The sequence below is a fragment of the Clostridium sp. CAG:43 genome (genome assembly GCF_000434655.1).
GTDB classification, from domain to species: domain Bacteria; phylum Bacillota; class Clostridia; order Lachnospirales; family Lachnospiraceae; genus Otoolea; species Otoolea fessa.
On the sequence record NZ_FR894995.1, the window covers coordinates 1 to 6,893 of the forward strand.

The 6,893-nt window shown below is 48.6% G+C and carries 8 protein-coding genes and 1 pseudogene; 8 read left to right on the plus strand and 1 reads right to left on the minus strand.

Features of this window, described 5'->3' with window-relative positions:
• The 8 genes and pseudogenes from rbr to QVO97_RS00705 form a co-directional block, all read left to right on the plus strand.
• The coding region (gene rbr / locus QVO97_RS00670) for a rubrerythrin (RefSeq protein WP_288188509.1) at positions 1-918 on the plus strand (918 nt) is incomplete at its 5' end.
• 19 nt (positions 919-937) lie between these two features.
• Positions 938-1,315, plus strand: coding sequence for a desulfoferrodoxin family protein (locus tag QVO97_RS00675; protein ID WP_022358515.1), 378 nt, complete (start codon positions 938-940; stop codon positions 1,313-1,315).
• Between the two features lie 17 nt (positions 1,316-1,332).
• Positions 1,333-1,842: a ferritin gene (locus QVO97_RS00680; RefSeq protein ID WP_022358516.1), complete on the plus strand. Its 510-nt coding sequence runs from the start codon at positions 1,333-1,335 to the stop codon at positions 1,840-1,842.
• A gap of 246 nt (positions 1,843-2,088) precedes the next feature.
• Positions 2,089-2,385: pseudogene (locus QVO97_RS00685) on the plus strand (thioredoxin family protein); the annotation flags it as partial.
• A 63-nt stretch (positions 2,386-2,448) separates the two neighbouring features.
• On the plus strand, positions 2,449-3,354 hold the full coding sequence (gene trxB, locus QVO97_RS00690; protein WP_288188511.1) for a thioredoxin-disulfide reductase: 906 nt from the start codon (positions 2,449-2,451) through the stop codon (positions 3,352-3,354).
• A 1-nt stretch (position 3,355) separates the two neighbouring features.
• A complete protein-coding gene (locus QVO97_RS00695; RefSeq protein WP_022358518.1) occupies positions 3,356-3,568 on the plus strand; it encodes a DUF6132 family protein in 213 nt (70 codons plus the stop codon).
• Entirely contained in the window at positions 3,556-4,218 is a 663-nt protein-coding gene (locus tag QVO97_RS00700; protein ID WP_022358519.1) for a cytochrome c biogenesis CcdA family protein, read from the plus strand. Before QVO97_RS00695 ends, QVO97_RS00700 begins: the two co-directional genes overlap by 13 nt.
• Positions 4,219-4,227: 9 nt before the next feature.
• Entirely contained in the window at positions 4,228-4,836 is a 609-nt protein-coding gene (locus QVO97_RS00705) for a TlpA family protein disulfide reductase (RefSeq protein ID WP_022358520.1), read from the plus strand.
• Between the two features lie 104 nt (positions 4,837-4,940).
• On the opposite strand, the gene mobQ is transcribed toward QVO97_RS00705, so the two are convergent.
• Entirely contained in the window at positions 4,941-6,641 is a 1,701-nt protein-coding gene (gene mobQ, locus QVO97_RS00710; RefSeq protein ID WP_022358521.1) for a MobQ family relaxase, read from the minus strand.
• Positions 6,642-6,893 lie beyond the last annotated feature (252 nt).

The window sequence follows — 6,893 nt, forward strand, 5'->3', positions numbered from 1 at the left end:
GGCGGTGGCGGTCAGCCCCGTGATTTTGCGGCAGATGCTAATGCAAGCCGTAAGGCAAGAATCGAGAGCCTTTACAAGAGAGATGCCTCTTTGACTCTTCGTTCGAGCCACGAAAACCCTGAGATAAAGGAGCTTTACGAGGAATTTTACGGCAAACCGCTCAGTGAGCTTGCGGAAGAAATGCTCCATACTATGTACACTGATCGCTCAAGCGACATCAATAAAGAAATTATAAAAGGAGAAACAAAGAAAATGGAAAAATGGAAATGCACAGTCTGCGGTCACATTCACGAAGGCCCTATGACACCTGATTTTAAGTGCCCCATCTGCAAGCAGCCTGCCAACAAGTTTGTGAAGATTGAGGATGCTGCGGCTCCTGCAAAGAATCCCTATGCAGGTACCAAAACCGAGAAAAATCTGTGGGAAGCCTTTGCTGGCGAATCTCAGGCACGCAACAAATATACTTACTTTGCTTCAGTAGCCAAGAAAGCCGGTTACGAGCAGATTGCTGCTCTGTTCCTGCATACTGCACAGAACGAGATGGAGCACGCCAAGTTGTGGTTCAAAGCTCTGGGCGAGCTGGGCGATACTGCCGAGAACCTGCTCCATGCTGCTGAAGGTGAGAACGCCGAGTGGACGGATATGTATGACCGCATGGCTCGTGAAGCTGATGAGGAGGGATTCCATGATCTGGCTGAACAGTTCCGTGGCGTAGCTGCCATTGAGAAGATGCACGAGGAGCGCTACCGCAAGCTTTTGAGCAACGTGGAGGCCATGCAGGTGTTTGAGAAGAGCGGCGTTACCATCTGGGAGTGCCGTAACTGCGGACATATCGTAGTAGGAACCAAGGCTCCTGAGATCTGCCCTGTCTGCAAGCATCCTCAGGCATTCTTCGAAGTGCGTGCGGAAAACTATTGATAAAACGGAAGAAATTAAAATGAGTGCAAAGTTTTTTGTCTGTGAACACTGCGGCAATCTGGTGGGTATGATCCATGATGCAGGTGTTCCTATGATGTGCTGCGGTCAGAAAATGACTGCTCTGGTACCCAACACCGTAGAAGCCAGCGGCGAGAAGCACAAGCCTGTGGTTAAGGTAGAGGGCAATACCGTCACCGTCAATGTGGGCAGCGTGGATCATCCGATGCTTTCGGAACACTTCATCGAGTGGGTCTATGTCCAGACCGAAAACGGTGGGCAGCGCAAGGCTCTGAAACCCGATGACAAACCCAATGTCACCTTCTGCTTGGGAGATGATAAAGCGGTTGCGGTTTACGCCTATTGCAATCTCCACGGCCTGTGGAAAACTGAAATTTAACATGGAGGTTCTTGCAAATGAACGACAAAGTACATGCGCTTATCAATCAACAGATTAATAAGGAATTCTATTCCGCATACCTTTATCTCAATTTTTCAAACTATTTCGAGGAAGTCGGGCTTGACGGCTTTGCCAACTGGTATAAAATTCAGGCTCAGGAAGAGCGTGACCACGCCATGCTTTTCTATCAGTACCTGCAAAACGAAAACCAGAAGGTAACGCTTGAAGCCATTGACAAGCCTGATCTGAATGCTGTTTGCCATATGGATGTTTTGAAGGCAGGTCTTGAGCACGAAAAATATGTAACCTCGCTGATTAATGATATCTATGGTGAGGCTTACGAAGCAAGGGATTTCCGTACCATGCAGTTTCTCGATTGGTTTGTGAAAGAGCAAGGTGAAGAAGAAACCAATGCAAATGATTTGATTTCCAAAATGGAACTCTTCGGTTCTGATTCCAAGAGTTTGTATATGCTCAATCAGGAATTGGCAACACGAGTTTACTCTGCTCCTTCTTTCGTTCTTTAATCGCTATAGGCGGGAAGCAAACACGGTTCATTTATATGCTTCTCTCTCGCTGGCGGAGGCAAGAAAAAACATCCGTAAAAGATAAGCAGTTTCAAATCATCCGTTCCAGTGAACATATCCTTGAATTACTTCATAGCGAAAAAGTTTAGAGCGGCAGCAATGCCGCTCTTTTTATGTGATATCATCACCGAAATGTTATTTTAGATTGGCTATACTATGATCAAACAAAGGAAAGGAGCTGGCAATATGGCAGTTGTCAATATCAATAGGAATCAATTTGAAGAAATGGTGCACAGTGGAAATGCTGTTCTGGTTGAGTTTTCAGCCCCCTGGTGCGTATATTGCCGCCGTCTGGCTCCGGTATTGGAAAGCGTTGCTGAGGAATATAAGGATACGCTGGTATTCACTGCTATCAACATTGACGATGAGCCGGAATTGGCTGAGGCCGAGGCTATAGAAGTTGTCCCTACTCTGCTGATTTATCACAGCGGACAGGTTCTTGGCTCTATCGTCGCTCCGGAATCCAGGGCGCAGTTGGTGGCGTTCATTGAAGAAACTTTGCAGCACCAGACGAAGGAAGCAAATACTGTGCAGCATATTCACGACATGATCGTGGTAGGAGGCGGTCCCGGCGGCTATACCGCAGCCCTTTATGCTGCAAGAGCCGGTATGGACACTGTAGTTTTAGAGAAGCTGTCTGCCGGTGGGCAGATGGCTTTGACTGAGCAAATCGACAACTATCCCGGATTCGAAGATGGGATCGACGGTTTCTCTCTGGGAGAAAAGATGAAGCGGGGAACGGAGCGGTTTGGTGTGGAAACCAAGCTGACGGAGGTGCTGTCTTTGGAACTGACCGGCTCTGTGAAAAAAGCTGCGACCAGTGAAGGCCCCTTGTACGCAAAGACCATTGTGATCGCTACCGGAGCAGGCCCCAGAGAGCTGGGGGCTGAGGGTGAACAAGAGTTAATCGGTAAAGGTATCCACTACTGCGCAGCCTGTGACGGAATGTTCTATCGGAATAAAACGGTTGTCATCGCAGGAGGTGGCAATACCGCTGCGGCAGATGCCCTGATCCTCTCCCGTATCTGCAAAAAAGTCATCGTCGTTCACCGAAGAGACACCTTAAAAGCAACAAAGATTTACCATGAGCCTTTGATGAAAACGGAAAATGTGGAATTCCTCTGGGACAGTGAGATCGTTGCTCTGCTCCATAACGAAAAGCTGACCGGTATCCAGATTCGGAACGTGAAAACCGGAGAAGAAAGTACCCTTGCTTGCGACGGAGTATTTGTCAGCGTCGGAAGAAAGCCTTCCACCGAATTGGTGAAAGAGCAGGTTGAGGTTGATCCGGCAGGCTATATTCTTGCAGACGAGAGTACCCGCACCAATATCCCCGGTGTATTTGCCGTGGGGGATGTCCGCACAAAGGCATTACGGCAGGTCGTGACTGCTGTAGCCGATGGGGCAACTGCTGTTCACTATGCAGAGGAATATTTAGCAGGAGGAATGTGAGATGAAAGAAAAAATCAAAAAATGGCTTAAGCCGGTTCTTTTTACCGCAGGCGGCGCTCTGGTCGGCCTTGCATATTACTACTTTGTGGGATGCTCCACAGGAGCTTGTCCGCTGACTTCTAACCCGTTCATCACGGCTGGCTATATGGGCTTTATCGGTTGGCTGTTGTCTGGTGTTTTCGGAAGGGGCTGTGAGGGCGGATGCAATATGTAATATCGTTTTTGGAGGGCATTATCACCTTCATTTCACCGTGCCTGCTCCCTATGCTTCCCATCTATATCTCCTATTTTGCGGGCGGTGGAGAACGCACTACAAGAAAGACCCTGTTGGGGGCGTTGGGATTTGTTAGTGGGTTTTCCGTAATCTTTGTAGCAATGGGCGCACTGGCAGGCACCATCGGCAGCTTCCTGCGGGAATATCAAACCATGGTGAATGTAATTTCCGGACTGGTGGTAATCCTCTTTGGGCTGAATTTTCTGGGTATTTTCAAATGGAATTTGTTCAGAGGCGGCGGCAAGACCGTAAACAGCCATGAGATGGGTTTCTTCTCTGCCATGCTCTTTGGCATGGTATTTTCCTTGGGTTGGACGCCCTGTGTGGGCGCATTCCTCGGTTCTGCTCTGATGCTGGCCTCTCAGCAGGGTCATGTAATCGAAGGTATGCTGATGCTGCTTTGCTATTCGCTGGGACTTGGTATTCCTTTTCTTCTCAGTGCTGTTTTGATCGACTATCTGAAGTCAGCCTTCAACTGGATCAAAAAACACTACCGGATCATCAATACTGTCAGCGGCTGTTTCCTGATATTGGTTGGTATTCTGATGGCGACAGGAACACTGGGACAGCTACTCAGCCTGCTTAATTAAGGAGGGTTTATGAATAAAAAGAAAATAATAATGATTTTTGTTCTTGTATTTATTCTTATTTTAGGCGGCGCAGGAATCCTATATAAGCAGCTTGGACAGAAACTGGCTCCCGATCTACTTGCTACACAAACACCGCAGGAAACCAAATCCACAGAAACCTCCACCCCAACAACGCAAGAGGATGAATCGGAAAAGATATTGGCACCGGATTTTACAGTTTACGATCTGGATGGAAATGAGGTACATCTTTCAGACTTCATCGGGAAACCTGTTGTCCTAAATTTCTGGGCAAGCTGGTGCGGCCCCTGTAAAATGGAAATGCCTGATTTTAACGAAAAGTATCTGGAAATTGGTGAAGAAGTCCAGTTTCTCATCATCAATATGACCGATGACTCCAGGGAGACTGTAGAAACCGCATCCGCTTTCATCGCAGAACAGAGCTATTCTTTCCCGGTATTTTACGATACAGATCAGGATGCCGCTTCAACCTACGGTGTTTATTCAATTCCTACCACATATTTTATCGACGCTGATGGAAACGTAATAGCCCAGGCAACGGGTGTAATCGGTGCAGAAACCTTGCAGCAAGGAATTGACATGATTTTTGAAGATGATTAATAGAGTGAGTTTTTGCATCCTAAACCTACAAGACGCTTTAAAGAATGCGAAAATAGATGTAAAAAGCGGGAGTACATTTTGAACGATGCACTCCCGCTGAAATTTTACCGCTCCCACCTGTCTCGGCTTTTCTTCTTGTTCTGCTTCTGCTGTGCCTGTTGCTTCTGACGCAGACGTTCACGGATGGAGCGTGCCTCTGTTTCCTCATTGAGCAGATTTGCCACATCGCGCTTGCTGTCTTGCATCATCATCGGATCGTATTTCTCACCGTAGGCAGACTTCACACGACTGGCGACAGAGCGTTCCTGTTCCTCACGGACGGCAAGCCTTGCGTCCATCAGCTCGACAGCGTCCATACCGGCGGCTTGTTCTTTCAGTTCGGCGTACTGCTTCAAGGCTTCATCAAGCTCGGCAGAATATTTCTCCTCCTGCTCGGACAACTTCTGCAACGCACTCTCTAATGCGGCAATTTCTTTCTTCACGGCAGAAATGCCCACATCATCGGCGCAGTCCAAAGAACGAAGCAACATTGCCTTTTCGGTTTTCAGTTCCTCCAACTCCTCGGTCAGCTCGGTAATGCAGCGGGTGAGGTCATGCAGCTTGGGTATCTGATAGAAGGGCCTTTCCTTTTTCTCTGCAAGCAGAGCTTTCCGTTCCTTGGATTTGTCCTTAATCTGCTGCACCAATCCCACATAGCGTTCAAGCTCCGGCTTGACTGCTTTGACACGTTTGCCCATATTGTGTTTTCCCACACCTATATGACGGAGCTGATAACTGAAAATCAGTATACTGCTGCGTATCTTTTCCATTGCCTCCGCTATGGCAGGAACGGTATTCTTCACCGCCTGCATCAGTTTCTTGATCGTCGCTTTCAGCTCACGGAGCAGCGCATTGTCTGCCTTGATCTGGCGGTTGATTTCACAGCGGTCAGAGATAATACCCTTTTTCTCCAACGCACGGGCAACTACGCCCTCGTGAATGGTGGGCTGCTCGGTCAAGCCCCGATCTGCATGGCTGCGGTGGTCGATACGTTCATCGTGTCCGTATCGCTCCAAATAGCGGTTAGTCACGTCTGCCCACGCCTTGCGCCACTCAATAAGCTGTTCCTCGCTGTTCCAACGCTCTGCAATGGGATTCTGTCTGCCGAACTTGGTGCTTTTCGGATGCTTGTTGGCTCGTTCATATCCGTGCTTATCTGCTTCGGATGATGGCATATACACTTTCTTCCGCCCCACCTTGTACGGGTACTGCTTTTCCCATCCGTCAGCCTGTGCCGCCTTAAACTCAGCGGCGGTAAAGCCCCGCTCCTCGCCGTTTCTGACACAGAGATATTCTTTCTCGGTCTTGTACTGCCAGTTGCCCTGCTCATCAAGCGGGCGCACCGTCAGCATAATGTGAGCGTGAGGATTATGACCGGGCGAGTGCGGATCATGGATAGCAACATCTGCGCACATTCCCTCGGCAACAAAGTTGTTCTGAATAAAATCGGTTAGAAGCTCCTGCCATTGTGCTGGTGTCAGCTCAATGGGCAGCGCAGGAACGAACTCACGGGCAAGTCGGCTATCCTTGGTCTTTTCGTTTTTCTCCACCGCATTCCAAAGCAAACCACGGTCTTTCCATTCAGCAGGAGCAAACTCCGGCAGAAACACATCCTGCCATACAAGCCCTTTCTTGCGTGTAAAGTCGTGCCGCACTCCGTCATAGTCGTTTAAGATATTGGTACAGCTCAGATAAGCGGAAGCTGCAACCGCAGACCGTCCCGCACCTCTGCTGACCACCTTTGCTTCCAAGTGGTAGATCGCCATTCGTTCTCACCGTCCTTTCGTTCTTGTTTTTGTTTCTTTTTCGCAAAAAGAAAATGGGTGTCGCAGAAGAAGCGATACCCATAACAGTGAAAAACATCAGGTTGATGTTTTTCACTGGCAGTTGGCAAGTTGTTTCCAAAACGGAAACAACTGTTCTGCTGATGAAGCAAAATATAAAGCCGTCTGCGTGGACAATGACAGCAGCACCGCCGTGATGTGACATTGTCCATAAGGCTTCCGCAGAAGCCGCAT

Excerpts from the sequence above, each read along its gene's own strand:
- trxB (WP_288188511.1), top strand. The coding sequence starts at position 2,449 with ATGATCGTGGTAGGAGGCGGTCCCGGCGGCTATACCGCAGCCCTTTAT.
- QVO97_RS00695 (WP_022358518.1), top strand. The coding sequence starts at position 3,356 with ATGAAAGAAAAAATCAAAAAATGGCTTAAGCCGGTTCTTTTTACCGCA.
- QVO97_RS00675 (WP_022358515.1), top strand. The coding sequence starts at position 938 with ATGAGTGCAAAGTTTTTTGTCTGTGAACACTGCGGCAATCTGGTGGGT.
- mobQ (WP_022358521.1), bottom strand. The coding sequence starts at position 6,641 with ATGGCGATCTACCACTTGGAAGCAAAGGTGGTCAGCAGAGGTGCGGGA.
- QVO97_RS00705 (WP_022358520.1), top strand. The coding sequence starts at position 4,228 with ATGAATAAAAAGAAAATAATAATGATTTTTGTTCTTGTATTTATTCTT.
- QVO97_RS00680 (WP_022358516.1), top strand. The coding sequence starts at position 1,333 with ATGAACGACAAAGTACATGCGCTTATCAATCAACAGATTAATAAGGAA.
- QVO97_RS00700 (WP_022358519.1), top strand. The coding sequence starts at position 3,556 with ATGCAATATGTAATATCGTTTTTGGAGGGCATTATCACCTTCATTTCA.